The organism is Aurantimonas sp. C2-5-R2 (assembly GCF_036549495.1).
In the GTDB taxonomy this organism is placed as follows: Bacteria; Pseudomonadota; Alphaproteobacteria; order Rhizobiales; family Rhizobiaceae; genus Aurantimonas; species Aurantimonas coralicida_A.
In genome coordinates this window covers 1-607 of the sequence record NZ_JAZHLJ010000280.1, presented here as the reverse complement: position 1 = coordinate 607, position 607 = coordinate 1, and the positions used below count along the sequence as shown (strand labels likewise).

General features: G+C 64.9%; 1 protein-coding gene. It reads right to left on the bottom strand.

The window, feature by feature from the left end; genetic code table 11:
• Positions 1–607: P-loop NTPase (locus VQ044_RS25530; protein WP_331827925.1), on the bottom strand; the 607-nt coding region annotated here is incomplete at both ends.

Below are 607 nucleotides of genomic sequence, written 5' to 3'. Positions count from 1 at the left end.
AAGGTGTAGATGCCGGAATTGTGCCCGTCGCTGAAAGCGATGCCGAGTGCATAATTGCCGACGCTCCATATCCGCGCCGGTACAACGTCGAGCGGCATTGTCGCCGGGTCCAGCAGTCGCTTCCCGCTCACCTCGTCACGGCAGGCAGCGCAGCGGCAGGCGAGGCGCAGATCACGCGGGTCGATCCTCTGCTCGCGATCGGACCAACGGATCATCAGCCCAGTGCCGTCGTATTCCAGCGCCAAGGGCCGGTCGGATGCTGCATCCGGCACAGGGGTAGGCTGGCCCTTGCCGGACGTCACATCCCAGTCAAATGGAATCTGAAGACCTCCCGCCGGACTCATGTCTGCGGTCAGGGCGTTCGCAATCGCTGTATAGGCAAGTGCCGCGGGACTGTCGGCAGCCGATGCCGTCAGCGGCACGCCGCTGTCGCCACCATCGACGATCGCCGGGTCGAGCGGTATCGCACCGAGATATGGCACGCCGAGGCTGGCCGCGATGCTCTCGCCACCGCCCTGACGGAAGATGTGCGTGACCTCCCCGCAGGAGGGGCAGGTAAAGCCGCTCATGTTCTCGACGATCCCCAGGATCGGCACGTTCACCTGCT